The organism is Anaeropeptidivorans aminofermentans, assembly GCF_940670685.1.
Taxonomy (GTDB): Bacteria; Bacillota; Clostridia; order Lachnospirales; family UBA5962; genus Anaeropeptidivorans; species Anaeropeptidivorans aminofermentans.
This window is the reverse complement of record NZ_OW711693.1, coordinates 1,418,461-1,436,330: the sequence shown is the minus strand read 5'-3', so window position 1 is coordinate 1,436,330 and position 17,870 is coordinate 1,418,461. Positions and strand designations below refer to the sequence as shown.

8 protein-coding genes are annotated in these 17,870 nt (G+C 50.5%); 3 read left to right on the top strand and 5 right to left on the bottom strand.

The window, feature by feature from the left end; all coding sequences use genetic code 11:
• Window positions 1–28: 28 nt before the first annotated feature.
• The 5 genes from NBX03_RS05915 to NBX03_RS05895 all read right to left on the bottom strand — a co-directional run bounded on the left by NBX03_RS05915 (window position 29) and on the right by NBX03_RS05895 (window position 13,019).
• On the bottom strand, window positions 29–5,215 hold the full coding sequence (locus NBX03_RS05915) for a YDG domain-containing protein (protein ID WP_250229830.1): 5,187 nt from the start codon (window positions 5,213–5,215) through the stop codon (window positions 29–31).
• Between the two features lie 76 nt (window positions 5,216–5,291).
• Complete coding sequence (locus tag NBX03_RS05910) at window positions 5,292–5,687, bottom strand: response regulator (protein WP_250229829.1); 396 nt, start codon at window positions 5,685–5,687, stop codon at window positions 5,292–5,294.
• Complete coding sequence (locus NBX03_RS05905) at window positions 5,684–6,064, bottom strand: hypothetical protein (RefSeq protein WP_250229828.1); 381 nt, start codon at window positions 6,062–6,064, stop codon at window positions 5,684–5,686. The genes NBX03_RS05910 and NBX03_RS05905 overlap by 4 nt, the downstream gene beginning before the upstream one ends.
• 248 nt (window positions 6,065–6,312) lie before the next feature.
• Window positions 6,313–12,573, bottom strand: a complete 6,261-nt coding sequence (locus tag NBX03_RS05900; RefSeq protein WP_250229827.1) for an S-layer homology domain-containing protein — start codon at window positions 12,571–12,573, stop codon at window positions 6,313–6,315.
• Between the two features lie 62 nt (window positions 12,574–12,635).
• Window positions 12,636–13,019, bottom strand: a complete 384-nt coding sequence (locus NBX03_RS05895; RefSeq protein WP_250230231.1) for a response regulator — start codon at window positions 13,017–13,019, stop codon at window positions 12,636–12,638.
• Between the two features lie 220 nt (window positions 13,020–13,239).
• Between NBX03_RS05895 and NBX03_RS05890 the strand changes: the two genes are divergently transcribed.
• The 3 genes from NBX03_RS05890 to NBX03_RS05880 all read left to right on the top strand — a co-directional run bounded on the left by NBX03_RS05890 (window position 13,240) and on the right by NBX03_RS05880 (window position 17,700).
• The gene (locus NBX03_RS05890) at window positions 13,240–13,965 is read left to right on the top strand and encodes a LytR/AlgR family response regulator transcription factor (protein WP_250229826.1); all 726 of its coding nucleotides are present in this window, start codon (window positions 13,240–13,242) and stop codon (window positions 13,963–13,965) included.
• Between the two features lie 641 nt (window positions 13,966–14,606).
• On the top strand, window positions 14,607–16,220 hold the full coding sequence (locus NBX03_RS05885; protein ID WP_250229825.1) for an LPXTG cell wall anchor domain-containing protein: 1,614 nt from the start codon (window positions 14,607–14,609) through the stop codon (window positions 16,218–16,220).
• Window positions 16,213–17,700, top strand: coding sequence for an ATP-binding protein (locus tag NBX03_RS05880; RefSeq protein WP_250229824.1), 1,488 nt, complete (start codon window positions 16,213–16,215; stop codon window positions 17,698–17,700). Before NBX03_RS05885 ends, NBX03_RS05880 begins: the two co-directional genes overlap by 8 nt.
• The last annotated feature ends 170 nt before the right edge of the window (window positions 17,701–17,870 follow it).

The following is a 17,870-nucleotide window of genomic DNA, read 5'->3' as shown; positions in this document are numbered from 1 at the left end:
AGTGATGCTACCCGCATCTGCTCCAGCATTAATATTTATAACCGTAGCTTACGGTATAGTCGGAGTCTTTGGTCAGCGTTGTAGTGCCATCTTTAACCGCAGGAACAGGCATTAGCTGTGTTCCTGTAAACATTCTGTTTCCTATGGCATCAATGGTCGGTGTAATTGCCTTAGGTGCAATGGTAAAGCTGCTGCTTGCACTGCCACTGTAATTGCCCTTTAGCGTAACCGTCACTGTTGCTGTTCCAGCATTAACGTTGTTATTTGCAGTAAAGCTATAGTCTGTGCCATTTGTAAGAGTGGTTGTCCCATCCTTGACAAGCACATCGTCCGCCGCAGGAACAATCGCACTGCCGGTATAGATATAGCTGCCGTTTATAGTAACGGTGGCGGTGGTCAGCGGTTTTGCGGTGATCGCTCCGGTCACGCCTGTCGGCATGGCAACTTCGTACCAGTCCGCCGCCGCTCCGGTAATAGTTAATCCGCTTAGGCTAACGGCTTTGCCTGTTCCTGCGTCCGCACTGTTATAGATTCCTTCGGCTACTACAGTAATATCATCACTCGCATTTACCTTGGTGATGGAAAGAGGAACATTAACCCACTTATTTCCGTCATAAACCTTGCTGATACTGCCTGCCACTCCAGTAACTGCTTTTTTACCGACACTTGGTGTGGTTGTGCTTGTGAGTTTGCCGCTATAGTTCGTAGCCGTTACTTCTACTGTAATTGTTTTGCCCACCAGAGAGCCGGGAATAGCGAGGGTGCTTGCGGTGGCATCCGGTATTGCTATTCCGTTTGCCATCCACTGATAAGAAAGCACGGCATTAGACTGCTGCCCTGAGACATTTGCCGTAAGCGTTTCGCCGTAAGCAGCTGTGCCTGTGATGGAAACACTGCCCTCTAGGCTTGCAGTAAAGGCGCTTGCATTGGTCAGCACTGCGCCTGCCTGATAATTTGCAGTTTCTTTAATACGAACCTGCAAATCCCCAATTGCAAGAGCCTTATTTCCAATCGTAATCGTTGTTGTCGTACCACTGGCAGTAATATCAACCCAGTTATCAGTCCCGATTTTGTACTCATAAACCGCGCCATTTACGCTGTCGAATGTGAAAGTCTTATTTACATCATCAACGACACCGCCCGTTGGCGCGGCGGGACCATCCCCAAGGGTGATAACACCATTGTTCAAGGTAAATTTGTTGCCACCCCAAAGAAAGTAGTAGTTTTTGGTTTTTTCATTTGTTATAAGCGCTACGGAGCCGCTAATTCTTTTTCCCGTGCCGACATTTTCATTGTCATAGACAGGAGAACCAATTGTATAATCCGTTCCAAGTGCAAGGGTTTCTCCATTTTGAAGTCCACTAAAGTTCAGATCGGTCACGCTTGCACCGGTCATACCATCATATTTCTTTGGTGCTGCCGTGCCGTCGGTAATCTGGAGAATCTGCTTTCTAATTAAAAGTTCCTTTGCTTGACTGAAGCACAAATTGGTGTTTTTCGTTTCCGGTATTCTTGCCTGGACATAGTAGGAGCCTGCATCCTTTGGTGCTTGCTCTACAAAAGGACCTGCCATGAGGCTGCTATACAAAAACTCGATATCCGCATAGCTGGCTCCTGTAACTGTCACCTGCGACTCCGTCGGATTTACAATCGCTTTGCCATTATAGGTATGTTCTGAAAGATCATTTATTGTAATAGTAGGTGTAGCTTTGTTAATTGTAATTGACTGTGTTGCAGTCGCAGCATTATAGTTGCTATCCTCAGCCTTGTTCGCTGTCACAACAACTGTTCCTGCGCCGATAATGGTAGCGGTGTTGCCGCTGACGGAAAGCACACCGTTGCCCTCCGGCACGGAATAGGTTACCTCACCCGTACCGCTGCTGCCGGTTGTTTCCAACGTGAACGGTGCGTCACCGTATTTTTTACCGGTGACTTCATTAATGTTGAATGCGCTCTGGTCTGCTTTGGCAATGGTAAATTCTCTGCTTTTCATTCCGGTGTAATTGCCTTGCCCGGTGATGGTAACGCTGGCGGTGCCGGCATTTTGATTATCCCAAAAATCATATACATATTCCGTGGGAACTGTTAACGTGTGCCCATCCAGTATAAAGGTTATAGTAGGCATTTTATCCGTTCCGTCATAGGTATAGCCGCCTTCGGGAATATCCAGCGTCAGCGTGCCGGCGGAAATGTCTTTCGGTTCCACCGTAAATGTTGCGCTTTGGCTGTTCAGGATATAGCCGTCGCAGGTGACCACGCAGTAAAAGCTGTGCGTGTCCGCGTCAAGGCCGGTTGGCAGCGTCTGCGTGGCGGAGGTTCCCAAAGCCGTGTCGTTGGTTTCATCGCCGCTCTTTACGCGATACCATTGGTACGAAATACTGCTGCCCTCCGGTGCGGCGGAGGTTTTGGCCGCCGTGACGCTCATGGTAGCGGTGGTATATCCGTAGGTCGCGGATGTGGCCTGCGGCTGTGCGGTGATTTGCGCAGGCACCTGCTGGACGGTGACAGCTTTTGTTAGAGAATAGTTTGCCAAGTCGTTATAATAATCTTTGTCTCTGCCCAGATTGTTCACCCAGGTATTATCCGACTTGTTCTTAAAACCATAGCCGCTTTCCAGCAGGTTGGCGACAATGGTTGTGTTATTTGTACTAATATAACTATATTCCCCACCGGAAAGAGCAACGCTGACACAAGCGTCAAAAGCAGTTTTGGGGCCGCTGAACGTGCCGCCGGAAATCACCACATCCACGCTTTGCAAATAGACGAGATTCATGATACTTTTGCTTGTTTGAATTGTACCGCCTTGAATGGTAATTGTACCCGAGAAATATGCGACCAGCACATAACTTGTATAGTTGCTGTTCTCATTTTCATAGATGCCGCTTTTGATGGTTAAATCAGCGCGTTTGACAAAAATTGTATTTTGAGCAGTACTCGTGGTCAGCTTGCCGCCGGTGGCACTGTCCATTAGTGTTACATGACTGCCTTTTTCGAGATATAATGCGGCATCACTTGCTGTACTGGTCCATGTTTTTCCATTTAAATCAATGGTAAACGTACCGGAACTGACCTCTACTTTACTCGCCGTAGTCGCATCGGCAAGCAGCTTGACCGTGCTGTTAGGCTTGCTCTTTGCCGCAGTGATGGCTGTTTCCAGCGTGGGGTACTTCAAGGTCAGTCCACTGGAAAATTTCACTTCATAATTGCCCTCGGCAGATGTAACATAAAGCGTTGCGTTATCCGAATTTACCGTATAGCCATCGCAGGTTACGGCGCAGTAATAAGTATAAGTGCCATCCGCAAGACCGGTTTCAGCCGTATAGCTTGCGCTTGTCGCTCCGCTCATGGCTGCGCTGTCCTTATACCACTGATAGGTGATGGTTTCCCCGGAATCGGCAGGTATGGTTTCCGCCGTCACATTGAATGTCGGTGCTTCGCTATATCCTGACGCAGCAAGCGTATCCTCCGGCTGCGCGGTGATTTTGACAGGAATTGCTCGAACAGTGACATTAGAAATCTCACAATCGCTCATGTCGGTGATCCATTCGCCGCTCTCATTATTTTTATAGGCATAGCCGTCTGCAAGCACGTTCCCTACTTCGCTTCCTCTTGCCCAAATGCCTGTATAACTGCCCCCCTCCAGCGACAGCGAATAATCGGTGTATCCGAATATAGAATATACTCCTGAATCTGTTGTTGTAATACTACCCCCGCCTGCACTGTCTTTTACAGTGAGAGAAGCTGTATTGCCGCTACTTCCGACTAACTGCAATACTCCGGAACCCACAGAAAAAGTATTTGTCCATGCCTTGCCATTCAAGTCAAGGATAACGGTGCCGGAAGTAATATTCACCGTATCCTCCGTAGCGACATCTTTCAGCAATGTAACCGTGCTACCGCTCATGCTCTGTGCCGCAGCAAATGCTTCTTCAATGGTATCATAATAGGTTACAGCACCCTCCGAATCGGTGACGCTGGCTTCGCCGTCCTCCGCCGTGGCGGTCAGCAGTGCCACCGTATACAGCGAAAAATGCTCGGCGGGCGCTTCCACAGATTCTGCCTCTTGATTTACAGTGGTGTCCAGACCCTTTGCTTCGCTTAAAGAATCATCCATATGAAAGACCTTCAGCTCCTGCGTGGGTGTGGCATCCTCCGTCACCATAGGCAGCTGTGCGAAAGAAACCTTTACCTCGCCCTTACTGGTATCGGGCTGAAGCTCGTTGCCCTCCGCATCCGTGATGGTAATGTCGAAGGAAACCAGTTTCGTTACGTTTTTAGCGGCATCCTCCGCTTTGACTTCTTCGCTGACAGCACTTTGGATTTTTTCCTTGTCCTCTGCATTGGTTACTTTCTCGACATGAAGGACAGCTCCCTCCGGGAAAACATCCTTTTCCGCCTTAACGGTGATTCGGGCGCCGTCTATGGTGGTGCTTTGGCTGAACGCCCACTTGCCGCTGTCTTCAATCTGAACCCTAATCTGCGGCAGGCTCACGCCATCGGCAAGGGTATAGCCCTCCGGCAAAACCGGCTCATAGAAAAATACCGCACCAGCATTAGCGGAATCAAAGGTATCCGAACCGCTGCGCTCCGCGTTGATTTCCCATGTGATGCCCGTCAGCGTCCGTTCTTCCGAGGTGATTATTTCCGTCTCTGTCTGCTCGGCATCCGCATCGCCTGAATCTGCGCTGATGGCGGAACCGGTGGTACTTGCGGCTAAAGACACTTCGCCACTGTCCAATACCACGGTAGCTTCGCTGGCCGTGGCGGTGTTATCCTCTGCGGCGTTTGCATCCTCCTGTGGTTCTTCCGCGTCGTTATCCGAAACAGTAGAATTATCAATAGGGGATTCGTCAGCCGCTGGTTCTTCCGAAGTGCTCTCGTCAGGTTTTGCTTCTTCGGCAGGGATTTCCTCGGGTTGCGAATCTTTCACAATGCTTTCCGTTATATCCGCCTCATAAACACTGAGTGTTACGCTCAATGTATCCGGTAAATTAATGTCTGATTCCTCTGCGCCCATTGCAAGCTGCTGAGTGGCAATCTCACTGGACAACTTTGCAAAAGCGGTAATGGTTTCCGCTTCCTGTGCATGGGCAGAAACGCCATAGCCTGTGACCGGGTTCACCATCAGCACAGCCATCGTCAGTGCCAATAACCTCTTTGCTTTTTTTCTGACAGGAACGCTGTTTAGGCGTTCTGCCATTTGTTTTATTTTCATAATGCCCTCCATTGCTCAATGCCCTTCTTTTTAAAGCGGCATTGCCTTATTATTTGTCTTACTGATATCCTTTCACTTATCCACTGCGACAAGCAACTGTTCCTGCATCCACCTTGGAAATGGCACTGAGCAACCTCGTGGCAAGTAGCTCCGTGCCGGGTGGACCGGTGCCGTAAAAGGTTACACCAATCCGTTTCGCTTCCGGTTCAAATTCCCTGCGGCTGCACAGCCAAAGGATGGGTAACGCGCGGTTCTGTGTCCGCAGATAATCGCAGGCGGCAAGTCCCTTTGCTCCGGGATAGCCCACGACGGCAAGCGCCACAGGCGGACCGTCCCGCAGAAAGTAGGCCAGCTTTACATCACCGCGTCGCTCCGGTTCGTCACAAAAGCGTAAGAGACGGTATTCGCCGCAGTGTTCCAGTGTACTGACAAGTTCTTCCTCTATCCCGCACAGCGCAATGCTTTTTGTCATTTTGCGGTTTCCTCCTCTCCTTTTCCCGAAATCTTCAAACATCCTGCCACTGCTTCCCGAAGCTGAACATCGGATACCGTCCGGCGCAGAAAACAGGTTACACGGTACTGATAGCCGAACAGGCTGTAATCCTCATCGGAAATCCACAGAAGAGGAACATCCGGTGCTTTTTCCCTGAGATGACGTACCGCTTCCAGTCCCGCCACGCCGTTTAACACGACAATGAGCAGCGAAAACGGCTTTAATTCCAGTATCTTTAGAAGTGCCCCTGCGCTATTACACTCCGTAATTTCAATCCTTTGTGGGAGAGCCGCCGTTACCAGACGGTTTTCCCAGACGTCCCCTTCCAAGAACGCCGCGCACAATGCGACATTCACGCAACCTCCTCCTTCCTTAAAATGCAAATAAAAAACTACCACACCTCTTCCACCGAAGAAGTATGATAGTTTTTATTAGGGTATCATTTTGTCAAGTGTTTTTCAATGGGTTATGATCAAGCGGTCGAAAATCTGCACAAGCGGTTATAAATTCACTTGATTTCATAGTGCTAAACGGTTGCGGGAGCCTGCCCCATAAAGAGGGCAGACTCCTGCAGGGTTATTGACCATCAGTAAAATAGGCTGTTTTACTTTGTTTTTCTCATGCCGTTTGCATCGACTTCGTAATCGTCGATTTTGGTGCTTTTGGCAAGGGAGCCGTCCGTATAGAAATAGTACCATTTGCCGTCGATCTCCAGCCATTTTCCAGCAACCATAATGCCGTCCTTGGTGAAGTAATAGGTCTTGTTGTCGCCGTTCGCACCTAAATCCCAAAAGCCTACCAGCATGATGTTGCCGGAATAGAATCTCCAGTTGTCGCCGTCCTTGACCCAGCCGGTTTTCAGTATGCCATCAGTATTGAAGAAATACTTCACACCGCTGATGGTCTGCGTACCGGTTAGGGCCTTGCCGTCCTTGTAATAGACATACTGTCCGGCGTCGCCCTGCGCCCAGCCCTGCGCTGTAGTGGGGTCAATGGTCAGCTTGATATAACGGCTCAGCATGGAGGAAACCTCCGCGCGAGTGGCACTAGCTTTCGGATTGAACTTATTGCTTGTGCCACCCATCATGATACCCGCCTGCTGCATGGCTGTGACCGCCGTTTTATAGGCGCTGCCAATGCTGGAAGCATCCGCATAAGTCATTGCGGTTCGGGTTACAGGCAGGGTGTAACCAGTAGCCTTGGCGTAATTTGTGAAAATCACCGCGATTTCCTCACGGGTGATGGCACGGTCGGGTTCAAACTTGCCGTTGCCGGCACCCTGAACAATACCTTTTTTGTACGCCCATTCAATGTAGGGCTGGCAAGTGCTACCGAGGGTCACATCCGTGAAGCTATTTGTGGTGTAGGCTTTTACATCCACATTCGCCAGTCTGCCGAGGGCTGTCACCAGCATTCCCCGGGTCATGGCAGTATCGGGTGCAAAGGTGGTTTCCGAGGGGCCGGAAAGCAATCCTCTGCCGACCACGTAGTCAATGGATTCCTTGCCCCAATGGGCTTTAATGTCCGTGAACTTCGCTGCCGGTGCGGTGTAGCCGATGCCATACTGCGAGAAATGATTGATAGTAAAAATCACGCTCTTGCTGTTTGCATCATAGGTCGAGCCTGTAATACGGGTGGCGTTGCCCTTTGTGTCTACAGAAACCGCGTACAGGCCGCCGATTGCTTCGCCCTTGCCCAGTGTGTAAGGGATAGATATGATTGCGGTTCCATTGCCCATCGAAGTGATGTTCACGGTTTTTCCGCCTTTTACCGTACTTAGCGCAATGTCATAAGCGTTGCGGATATTTTTGAACGTGACAGGTTTCAGCATCATTGTAATATCACCGCTGCCCTGCGCCTGCTGCTGTTTTAGGGAAGCCAGATCAAAGGAGATATTAACCGGCAGACCGGCAATCTGAATCAGTTTTACATTTGTGCTGACCAATCTGTTTAATGCGGCGCGTTCTGTTATGATTGTGAAGCTTTTTGCGCCGGGAACAGAAAGGGAAACCTCTGCGCCAATGCCGTTCGCCGTTTTTCCTTGTGCTTTTGCGTCAGCCTGTGCCTTTTCAATAGCCGTTTTCACCATGCTGTCGGTAATGATGATAACCGCATGATTATCCGAAACCTTGCCGCTGGCATTGACGCTGCCGATGACAGGCTGGTCGGGCTTCTTTTCTGATGTTGTCACAGCGGAAGAACTGTCGTCGGAGGAAGAACCACCGGAGGAACTGCCGCCGTTGTCGTTACCGCCGTTATTGTTATTCCCACCTTCGTTATCATCGTTCCCGCCGGGTGTCGCAGCCTTGACAAAGGTAAGCGTTCCGGTTTTGGCACCGGACAGGGTTACCGGCGTGTTGCCTTCATCCGTCACGGACAGGGTGCCGCCGGTAGCAACAAGGCTCCAATATTTTGCCTGAGTACCCGCAACAGATGCAACCGCTGTGCCGGAGGGAACGCCTGCCAATCCAAGCACATCGCTCTGTGATTTGTTAGAGGTGCTGTCCACAATGCAGAAGGGCGCGATTGTGGCGTTGGTAATCAGCTTGCTTATATCGTCCACCGTCAGCTTGCCGCCGATGATGTATACGCCGTATTCGCAGTTGGTGGTCAGCGTGGAGCCGCCGGTGACGTTCACGCCGGTCAGTGCTTCCACGCCGATGGAATCGCCGTTGGCGGTCATGGACGCGCCGCTTCCCACATTCACCGTATCGCACATCACCGCGTAGCCGTAACGGGATGAAACGCTCAGTCGGGTTCCCGCGCCGGTGACAGTCAATGTGCCGTCTGTTCCGCCGGAGGCTCCTAAAAACACGGAACCGCCCACCGTAACCTGCGCGCCGCCCTGAACGGTTACAAGATCTCCATTTGCTCCCCCGCTGATGCCTCCGCCGACGGTCAAAGGCGCCGTGCCGCCAAGGGTTATGTTCATCGCCACGCCGGACTCGCCCTCAAGCCGTTCGCTTATTATTGCAGCGGCAGTCGTGTTGACAATTGCTCCGGCAGGCAGCGTCAGATTTCCGGCAATGTAGGCGTTACCAAGGGTTAATGTTTTGCTGTCGGTGTTCCAAGCATAGCCGTCGTTTGCTACGGTTTTGCCGCTGTGGTCGCCGCTTGTCAGGTCAAGACCAGAACCCCCATCGCCGATTTGTTTCACGGCTACGCCGTCGTTGGTGTAGGTGTCCCATGCGGAAGGCGAACCATCATCATATGCCGTCGCAACCCGCACAACGCCGCTGCCGGAAAGGGGCAGTACCGCAATCTGCGCCGCTGTTGTACCCTTAGGCAGAGTGATGTAGTTATTATTCACGATGGACGCGCCTGTTCCGATGCCCATATCAGAAAGGCTGGCTCCCTCGCTGAAAGCAAGTTCCCCATATCCGGCATTCACGGTCAAAACCGTGCCGGGCATCAGTACCAGCTTATCGGTTGCAGTTACATAAACATCATTAGTCAAATAATTGCCGTACACTGTATTCGTGATAACGCCGCCTGTCGTTGTCGAATACATGACGTTCGCAATCACGCCGCTGTCGATGGTCAGCTCGGCGGAGGAGGAAGCGTTTTCAATTCTTCCGGTAATGTGTCCGCTTCCGGTAATGTGAACAGCTTCCGAAACGCTTATCCAGATTATTTCATTATTTCCCTCCACACGAATGGTAACCGGTGCATTTGGCAGAACAATGCCGCCTTGCAGATAACCTGTATTATTCATGCCGTGCAACGTCACAACGGCGTCTGCACTGCCGGATGACGGGGTGTAAATGATATATGCGTCGTCTGCCGACGATTTATAATAGGTGGCTTCCTCAGGCGGGTCGATAAGATTCAATGAGCCTTGAGCATTCAGCTCTCCGCCGTCCGCGTAAAATTCGCCGTTTACATAGACCTTGTAGCGGTCGTCCTCAGGGAATTCGCCCATGGAGTACAGCTTGACAACGCCGCTACCGGTGATGTTCAATGCCGCGACTTTAGCGGCGTTGTATTCGTAAGGCAGCAGAAGTATGCCGTTGTTGATGAGGGTTCCCTCGTTGGTAACAGCGGAGGAGGAATTTCGCACATTAAACTCACTGCCCGACTGAACGGTCAAAGTGCTTCCGTTGCCAATTGTCAGGTCGCCTAAAACAACGCTACGTTCCTCTTCGGCGGTATATGATGAGCTTTCGCCGCTCATTATTAAATTGCCGGGAATCATGACATAGCCGTAGGCGGCAAGGGAGCTTCCACCGCTGATGGTGAGGTTCCTTGCGGCACTCTCATATTCGTCATCTTCAAGAAAACCAAGCGAAAGCGCATCGCCGTCTTCTCCGCCTGTAACGGATACCTGTGCGCCGTTTTCCAGCAGCACATTCCCGGTGTCAGTTATTCCATAGCAGCTGCCGTACACAGTGACTTTTCCGCCGGAAATAGTCATCTCCTCAATGCCTGAGGTGCATTGCCATGCGGAAACGTACAGCGAATCGTCATTACCGCCTTGGAAGGTAACTGAGTGAGAAGCGCCGTCAGTCCCGCTTGCACGAATCCCTACCGTGCCGTTTGTTGTATTTGTGTTGGTCAAATAGTTCGTGCCTTCCAGCTTAATGGTTGTATCCGCGACCAGCTGCAGAGGAGTGTCATTGTTTTCGATTTCCGCGTTGTGCAGCGTCAGCACGGCGGGCGTATCATCCTGCGCCGGTGTAAACAGCGCATAGCCGTTCCCTGCCTTGTAATAGGTGGAATAAACAGGCGTATTGGTTTTTAAATCCAGACCGCTTGACGCGTCAGGGCCGGACGCCTGCACCTGCAGAACACCGTCCGCAATGGTTGTTGTGCCGGAAGCGATCGTTCCTCCGATAATCATTCCCGCGTCGCCGATGCTGACATCGCCGTATGCAGAAATGGCGGAGGATGCGTTGCTTGCGACGGCGACAATCACCCTATCCGCCTTGAGGGTAAGATCTCCCGTGTTAAGCGCATTCCGGCTGCCGCCCCCACCGGAAATGCTGATATCCGTGCAGTTTCCGCCCTCGGGGTTGGTAACGGACACGATTTCGCCGCTCATGCCATATCCGTCGCCGGTGGCGGCAATATTGACCTTTTCCGCCTTGATATTCGCCGTGCTGAAGCCAGTAATACCGTCTTGCCCTTGCACGTCCAGCGTGCCGCGCGCGAGAATGCTCAGTTCATAACTGCTTCCGGCAATCACATTGTGACCTAAGGATTCCGCCGTCAGCGTAATATCCCCCTCTGGCGCTGAAAGCCCCAGATACGTTTTGGCGCCGGCAATGGCTTGATAATCTTCGCTGTTGACGGTGATGTCCCCAGTTTGCGATGTGAGGGTAATCTGTGACTCGATTCCGTCACCCCCTTGCACACATTCCGTCAGGGAAACGTCGTTTTTCGCGTAAACAGAAATTTGGGTGCCTGCCGACGTATACAAGGAATATTTCTCGCCGCTTATGGAAATCGCACCTTCTGGAACGGATATCAAAATGTCAGAATCAACTTTGATACCATAATCCCCGGTGCCGTTGATATTGACATCTCCGTCCTCGGCAACAAGGCTTACGCCGCCGTTACCGCAATTAATGTAATATCCATTCATAGTGATACTTTTTGCGGTTACATCAAGCTGCCCTCCGCAGCTGATCATTTGCCATTGGGATTGAACGGTCAGACTGCCGTCAACTTCAACGGCCACGTTGCCTGTTCCGTTGATGGATATGCCATAATAGCCCATCAGGGTTAAATCCCCGGCGCCGCCAATGGTGATATCCTTACCGTCAGTTCTGTTATATACGGCATAGCCGTTGTCGTTCGTGGTACCTGTTCCGATTCGGTTGCTTGTGCCTTCCAATACAATCTCTAAATCATACCCGCTGACATCAATGGCATGGGTAGAATAAGAATTGTTTGCAATGGTGGCATCCTTTAGTGTCACGGTAACGGTTGTATCGGTATCGTCTTTCGTCACATGGACATTCCAATTGTCCGCGTTCGCGTCCGCGGTGCTTACCGTACCGCTTTCGTCCGTGAGGGCGTACCAGTCGTCAGTCTCAACGGCTGTGCCGCCGATGGAAATTGGCGAATCGCCAGATAATGTACGCATCATCATAGCGCTGCCAATCAGCACGTTGATTTCCGGCAAGCTCACGCCGTCCGCGAGGGTATAACCCTCCGGCAAAACAGGCACATAGGTATAGTACGCGCCGTTTTCACTGGAATCAAAGGATTGGGAAGTGCTGTTATCCGCATTGATTTGCCATGTGATGCCCACCAGCGTCCGCTCTTCCGAGGTGAATGCTTCGGGTTCTGTCTGCTCGGTATCCGCATCGTCTAAATTTGTGATGGTGGCGGAGCCGGTGGTGGTTTCTACAGACGGGTCAGCGCTACTGTTACCCGGAACAGGTTCTGCGCCGCTGTCCAAAATAAGCTCGGCTTCACTGCCTGTAGCGAGACTATCCGCTGTACTGTTGTCCTGATTTTCAGGCTCAACCGATTCATTTCCAGAAACTGACGCATCCCCGGATGAATTTTCATCTGCCGCCGGTTCTTCCGTAGTGCTTCGCTCGGACTGAGCTGCTTCCTCATTGCCGTCAGCGGTGTCTGTCGCCGCAACACGGACTGTCACATCCAGCGTATCCGGCAGTCGGATTCCCGATTCCGCCGCGCCTACCTCCAGCTGCTGGGCAGTAATCTCTCCGGGCAGCTCCACAAAGGCCGTGATGATTTCCGATTCCCTCGCCTGGGCCGCAACGCCATAGCCGGTAACCGGATTGATCATCAGCACAGCCAGCGATGCCGCCAGCAGCCGCTTTGCCTTTTTTCGGGCGGAAACACTGGTGATGCGCTCCGCCATTTGTTGTATTTCCATAAATACCTCCATGCTCAATGCCCTTCTTTTGAAGCGGCATTGTTTGTTATTCGTTCTTTCTTGTTTCCTTTTGCTTATCTGCCGCTGCAAACATCCAATTCGGTACTGGACAAAAAGCCGACATGCATCAGCATTGCAAAAAGGTTCTTCTTTCCGGGTGGGCCGGTGCTGCAAAAACAGACATTCAGCCGCTTTGCTTCCGATTCAAATTCCCGCCGGTTACACAGCCAAATGATGGGCAGCGCACGGCTCTGCGCCCGAAGATAATCACAGGCGGAAAGCCCCTCGGCTCCGGGATAGCCCACAACGGTAAGCGACACACGGGGACCGTCCCGCAGATAATAGGCCAGCTTTACATCACCGCGCCGTTCCGGCTCGTCAGAAAAACGCAGAATACGGTATTCACCGTATCGTTCCAGTTCACAGGCGGTTTTCTCATCTACACCGCATAACGCCACATTCAAAATAGAGTCCTCCTTTCCCTTTTTGGAAATTAAAAAACTACCGAGACCCCCTTTTTCAGGAAGTCTGGTAGTTTTTATTAGGGTAGCATTTTGTCAATTGTTTTTCAATGGGTTATGATCAAGCGGTCGAAAATCTGCACAAGCGGTTATTTTTTTCCTGAAATATATGGTATAATGTTAATTGGATAATTATGTACAGAAGGAGGAATTTCAAATGAATGCGGCAATCGTAGATGATATGGCTACTGAGTGTGAAATACTCCGCAACCTTTTGAAGCAATATGAAACCAATCAGCATCAACCAATGAAAATTACAGAATTCCACAGTGGCAGGGAATTACTTGCCGATTACATACCGGGCAGCTATGATGTTGTCTTTATGGATATTTATCTGAACAACGAAAACGGCGTGGACTGCGCCTTGAAGCTGCGACAGCTGGACGAGAATCTCAATCTTATTTTCCTTACCACCAGCTCAGAATTTGGTGTAAAAAGCTACGATGTCCGTGCTGCGGATTACATCGTAAAACCAGCCACATTGGACAAACTCTCAAGGGCACTGCACTATTGCAAGATTGCAGAGCCGCAGAGCGTTCCCTCCATCACGGTTACCACAAGGAATCAGCTGCTGGAAATCACGCTGGACAGGATTCTCTATGCGGATTATCAGAACCGCTTTGCTTGTATCCATTTAAAGGACTGTCTCGTTCCGGTATCCGGCAGCTTCTCGGAGCTTTCCGATAAGCTTTGCTCCTATCCGCAGTTTATGTCCTGCTTTAAGGGTATTGTAATCAACCTAAAGGAAGTGCGGGAGCTTGGCAGCGATTATCTTATCCTGAAAAACGGGGAGCAGCTGCCGGTCAGCCGTCGCCTGCAACGGCAGGTACAAGGGCAGCGCCTGAGTCTCTCCGCCGGTTCGCTACGGGGGGAGGGAATATGAAGCAGATACTTGCACTGATTTTAACCGCTTTTCTGGTTTGTACAGCACTTGCACCGCCTGTACTGGCGGCAGTGGAACCGGTTGTACCTGCCGAAACCACAGATACTGTTACCGATTACGGCAGCGGTTCTGTTTCGGATGACAGCATAGACACCACGACTCCTTCCGATGCAGATATGGTCACAGATGGTGATGAAACCAGAGGTACAGGCGACAGCACTGTCAGAGCGGGCGGAACTGAAGACAGTGCCATTCCTGACACCTTTGACTATACCGGCAGTATCATTTCCTATACTACCCCAGATGCTTTCACAAGTACGTTCAATACGGATTACGGCGATACCGACTTTACGCAGTTACAGAATGAACTGGATTCTATCAGCATTCCCACCACAGCAGAAAAGGATGGTTCTTCCTATCCGCTTACATTGTCTGTTGCATGGGATTTCAGCACAGTGGATGCAGAGACACCCGGTACTTACACTGTGATTGGAAACATTTCCATTCCAGCCGGAGCAACGCTTTCCGAAGGACTAGAAAATACGGTCGCCGTTTCTGTACAGGTAACTGCTCCGCTACTTACCGTAACGCCTGCTGCAATCACTCTGACCAGCTTTGATGAACCCTACCGGACAGATGCCGTGGCATTCCCCGTAGGAACCACGCAGGAGGAGCTTTCCAATTGGTTTGCCGATACCATCGCAGGCTTTACCGGCTATGATGCAGATGGCAATCCCTATGACTTAATCTCAGGTGCATGGTCTTTGGATGCCGTAGACACTGTCACGGCAGGCGTGTACTATGCTTTTACATCACCTGACCTTGGAACAGAGTATACTCTGGCAAACGGTGTTTCTCTGCCCCGGCAGCTTTGTGCGGTTTCCATTCAGGTTCCCGGTAAGCCGGATATTAACTGCTGTGTAGCGGGACGTGGCTTTCTGCGCTTTCCGTGGGTGCTTTCTGCCGCACAGGAGAAACAACTGGAGGAGTTTGCTGTATGGCTACGGCAAGATGGCGGAGAATGGGCAAGCCTAAATGATGGCTTTCTGTCTGTCTCCGATGGTCTCCAGCTTTCTCAGCGAGTACTTACCTATGGAAGCACTTATGAGCTTAAGGTGACCTATCCCGGCGGTCAGACCGGTGTTCTGACCTTTCAATATGACGGGGAGCTTAGTATTCTTGATTATTCCGGTGGTGACCGAGATGGCGGCGATGTAAATGGAGGAGGTTCAGGAACCGGTACACAACCTGCTCCACCTCCAACCAATCCGCCCAATAATTCCAATGAGGATAACAATTCAGGTAATAATAATGATTCACCTGATACGAGCGATTCCTCCTCAGATACAGATGAGCCCTCACAGGATTCATCCTCATCAGGAGAACAACAGAAACCGCAGGGAGGACAGAATTCCTCAACAGATGAAGATGAGCCGTCTCCATCTGCGCCACAATCACCCAGTGACTCTCAAAGTAATGACAGTCATAACAGCGAAGGCAATTCACAGGCTCAGGTTCCTGTAACAGAGAAACCGACAGCCGTGACTCCTGCCACTCCGACTGAATCAGCGGTACCAGTGTTTTCCGATGCTTTCTTTTCACGGGAAGCAGAGAGTACTTCTGTTGAGCAAAAAAACGATACAGTACCCAAACCGAAGGACAGTACCCAAACAGTAGGCAGCCCAGTACCGGACGATAACACTACACAGTCGGAGAAAAGCTTAGAATCTCAGGTATCTACCACTGTTACAGAATCCTATTCTCCGACCCAAACGGTCATTTCCGGTCTGCGTCTAAAGGATCTCTGTAAAGAGGAAGAAAGCGTCGTATTTGGTTCCGGCGATGTAACCGTCAGTATTCCAAGCAAGCTGCTTTTAGCACTGAACCTGTCGGATGCGGATACTCTGACTGTTATGCTGACCCAGCCGGAAAGCAATCAGATTGTGCTTGCAGTGGAGGTTTCAGGCAAACCGGTTACGCAGCTTTCGGGAACAGTATTGCGGCTTCGATACATGCCGAAGTCGGAACAGACTGATATCACCATTCAAAATGAAGCTGGGGAACATATTACAGATGTTTCCTATGACGGGGAACTTCTGCGCTTTGCAGCAGATACGGCAGGAACTTATACCATTACAGAACTATCAAATACACAGGAGACTGGGAAAAGTACATCGCCTCTGCTTCCCGTATCTGGCGGCTTGCTTTTAGCTGCGGGAGGAATTACACTTTTCAGGAGGAAACGCCATGGATAAAAAACCTTTTGTATTACGGCGATCTTTGGCGCTGCTTCTGATGGTTGCCCTTTCCTCCGCTCTGTTTCTTGCCCTATACCACTTTGACAATAAGTACACAAAGGCAGCACCTCAGGCCATTAACGGTGCGCTGTATGTTTCAGAAGCAGACTGGACAGACACACCCATCCGCTATCTGCGGGACGGCTGGCGTTTCTATGCAGACCGCCTGCTGACACCGGAAACCTTAATACAACAGGGTGACAATTATCAGTACCTGTCCATTGGAGAACAGTCTAATTTTGCCATGGGCGACTCCCGCCGCTCCCCTCATGGAAGCGCCAGCTATGCCTTAACACTGTACCTGCCGGAGGAGGAACATACCTATGCCATTGAACTGCCTGAAATCTATTCCGCTTACCGGTTTTACATTGATGATAAACTGAAGCTGCAAATGGGCGAACCGGAGCCAGACGATTATCAGGACCAGACCCAATGCCGTGTCATTACCTTTGAAGCTTCCGGCAAGGTGACACTTCTGCTTGCGGTCAGTGACCACTCCTTTTTATACAGCGGTCTTGTTTATCCGCCTTCCTTTGGCGAACCTCTGAATACTTACACCATCCGGGGACTGCGGTTCGGGATTTGCCTGATTTTGGTCACGGTAACATTGATGCTTGCCATTTTTAGCTTTTATCTTGCCATCCGTACCCGCCGTGGGAACAATATCTGGCTCTTTTTTCTTTTGTGCCTTTCGACCGCAGTATTTACTTCCTACAGCGTGGTGCATGGTATTCTTCCGCTGCCGATCCAGCCGTGGTACACGGTAGAACTGGTCAGCGGATATCTGGTAACGCTGCTTGTGATCATTCTCCACAATCGCATCTGCGACACAAAAAGAACTATGCAGGTAATCAGCGGTGCCGCCTCCGGAGTTGTCTGTATGTTGGTGCTTCTTTACGGGGTATTTGCTGCGCATCTTACACTGCCGGTGATGCTTGCCTTTTCCAATCTGGTTTTCGGTTTCAAGCTGCTTACCGCTATTTATCTTCTGTTTACCGCCGCTATGGCGGTACGCCGTACGATAGAAAAAGCGACCATACTGCTCTATGCAGATATCATCTATGCCTGCGCTTTTGTCTGGGACCGCCTTCTCCCAAACTACGAGCCAATCCTTAGCGGCTGGTTTCAGGAATGGGGCAGCTTAAGCCTTGTCATCGCAACCGGAGTGGTGCTGGGGTATGATATTACCATGGGTTACCGCCACAGCCTTGTATACGCCGAGGAACAGCGGCAGATGAAACGACAGCTTACCATGCAGGTGGAGCATCTGCGGCAGATGAATCAGAAGGTGGAAGAAAGTGCAAAGCTGCGCCATGACTTCCGCCATCACTTACGCACCCTGATGACACTGGCCGGAGAAGGACACTGTGAGGAACTTGAAAACTATATCCGTGGTATCACGCTCAGCTATTTAGCCCTTAATATTACTAATGAATAGAAATTAGAAAGAATATTAAGTTCCAAGATTTCATCTCTTTTTACTATCCTTTATTTAGGAATTATTTAGATGTTTTTATCAATGTTCATCATGAATAAGCCCTACTCTTCTCTTTTAAAAAGCATGGCCATCAAACATATAATTTTTTCTAATAACTGTCTCTTTTAAAT

What these genes read in the sequence shown, in the direction of transcription:
- NBX03_RS05880 (WP_250229824.1), top strand. Translation starts at nt 16,213, where the DNA reads ATGGATAAAAAACCTTTTGTATTACGGCGATCTTTGGCGCTGCTTCTG.
- NBX03_RS05915 (WP_250229830.1), bottom strand. Translation starts at nt 5,215, where the DNA reads ATGAAAATAAAACAAATGGCAGAACGCCTAAACAGCGTTCCTGTCAGA.
- NBX03_RS05910 (WP_250229829.1), bottom strand. Translation starts at nt 5,687, where the DNA reads ATGACAAAAAGCATTGCGCTGTGCGGGATAGAGGAAGAACTTGTCAGT.
- NBX03_RS05890 (WP_250229826.1), top strand. Translation starts at nt 13,240, where the DNA reads ATGAATGCGGCAATCGTAGATGATATGGCTACTGAGTGTGAAATACTC.
- NBX03_RS05900 (WP_250229827.1), bottom strand. Translation starts at nt 12,573, where the DNA reads ATGGAGGTATTTATGGAAATACAACAAATGGCGGAGCGCATCACCAGT.